This is a genomic window from Teichococcus aerophilus (genome assembly GCF_014490485.1).
GTDB classification, from domain to species: domain Bacteria; phylum Pseudomonadota; class Alphaproteobacteria; order Acetobacterales; family Acetobacteraceae; genus Pseudoroseomonas; species Pseudoroseomonas aerophila.
This window is the reverse complement of record NZ_JACTVA010000123.1, coordinates 1-1,890: the sequence shown is the minus strand read 5'-3', so window position 1 is coordinate 1,890 and position 1,890 is coordinate 1. Positions and strand designations below refer to the sequence as shown.

Annotated in this window: 1 protein-coding gene; it reads left to right on the top strand. The window is 74.3% G+C overall.

The window, feature by feature from the left end:
- Nucleotides 1–1,453: hypothetical protein (locus IBL26_RS25390; RefSeq protein ID WP_187787276.1), on the top strand; the 1,453-nt coding region annotated here is incomplete at its 5' end.
- Between the last annotated feature and the right edge of the window lie 437 nt (nucleotides 1,454–1,890).

Below are 1,890 nucleotides of genomic sequence, written 5' to 3'. Positions count from 1 at the left end.
GCGCCGCCCGGCGGCCCAGCCCGCCCGCCCGGCGCAGGACCGCGACGTCGTCATCGCCAACGAACTCGGCCTGGCGCTGCGCGAATTGTATGTCGTACCCACCGGCAGCCTGGAGACGGCGACCGACCAGCTGGGCATCGACACCCTGCCCTCCGGCGGCAGCCTGCGCGTCGCCCTCGGCCGGCAGACGCTGTGCCTGTTCGACGTGCGCGTCGTGCTGGCCGATGGCAGCACACGGGAACGCCGGGGCGTCGATCTCTGCCGCACCGCCCGCGTCACCTTCGGCGACCCCACCGCGCCGCTGCGCGAGGCGATGATCGAGAACGCCACCGACCTGACGATGCGCGAGCTCTACGCCCTGCCCACCGCCACCGGCCGCGCGCAGCAGCGCCGGGGTGGCGAGGAGCCGGACCGTGGCCAGGACCGCCTGGGTTCCGAGGTCGTGCCGCCGGAAGCCACCTTCACCCTCCGCCTCGGCCGCACGCGGGACTGCCTCTACGACGTCACCGCCGTGTTCGAGGACGATACGGAGGAAGAGCGGCCGCGCGTCGACCTGTGCCGCCGCGCCCGCCTGACCTTCGGCGACCCCAGCGTGCCGCTGCGCGAGATGGAAGTGGCCAATGGCAGCGGACGTTCCATGCGCAACCTCTTCGCCAGCGCCACCCCGGTGCCGCCCGGCCAGACCCGCAGCGCCGAGAGCTGGGGCCCCGACCGCCTCTCCGGCGTCGCGATGGAAGCGGGCGACACCTTCAACCTGCGCCTGCGCAGCCGCAACTGCCTGGCCGACCTGCGCGCCGTCTATGACGACAACACCGCCGAGGAGAAGCGCGGCGTCGACCTCTGCGCCGGCGGCGGCACCACGCTGTTCGATGCCAGCGGCGTGCCGCGCCCGCCGGAGCGCGCCTTCACCCTGGTCAACCGCCACAGCGCCGCGGTGGACGAGGCCTATGCCTCCTCGATCGACGAGAGCGACTGGGGCGAGGACAAGCTCTCCGGCACCCCGCTGGAGCGCGGCGGGCGGCACGAAGTGGTGCTGCGCGGCGGCTGCGAGGTCGATCTCCGCATCGTCTTCGCCAATGGCGGGGCGGAGGAGCGGCGCGGCGTCGATATTTGCGCCACCAACCTGATCGTGCTGCGCCCCGGCTGGACGCTGGCGACGCGGCTGGACCAGAACCCCGGCGCCATCGAGCCCAGCCCGCCGCGCGAGGGCAGCGTCCGCCTGCGCAACACCGGCCCGGCGCCGATCGTCGAGCTGTATGTCCACGCAGCCGGCGCCGCGCGCGGTGCCGACCGCCTGGGCGCTACCGTGCTGGGCCGGGGCGAGGCACTGGACTTCCAGCCGCCCGAAGGCGTTGGCTGCACCGCCGACCTCTCCGCCGTGTTCCGCGATGGGCGGGAGATCAGCCGCCAGGCCTTCAACTTCTGCTCCGGTACCGAGGTGGCCTTGCCATGAAGCCCACCCTTCCCCTGCTGGCCGCCGGCACCGCGCTGGCGTTGGCAGCCCTCGCGCCGGGCCTTATTGCCCGGGGGCCTGACGCCCCTGCCGCCCTGGCTGCGGAGACACTGTCCTCCCAGGCCGCAAGTGCGCATGCCCCGGACTCGCTGGGCCTCGCCTCGCAGGGCCTGGTGTCGCAGGGCCTGGTGTCGCAAGCCCAGATTTCTCAAGCCCAGGTCTCACAAGCCGGGGTCTCGCAGGGCCCATCCCCACAGCCCCCAGCCGGGCAAGCCGTGCGTATGCCGGGCGTCAGCGCCCAGCTTCGGACCCCCGAGGCCGCGCCCTCACCCGCCCAGGCCGGCCTGCTCGCCGGCTTCCTGGTGCCCGCCGCCGTGGCGCAGACCCGCACGCCGCCCGCCGCCGCCCCGGCCACCGTCGCCACCCCGGCGGTGCCA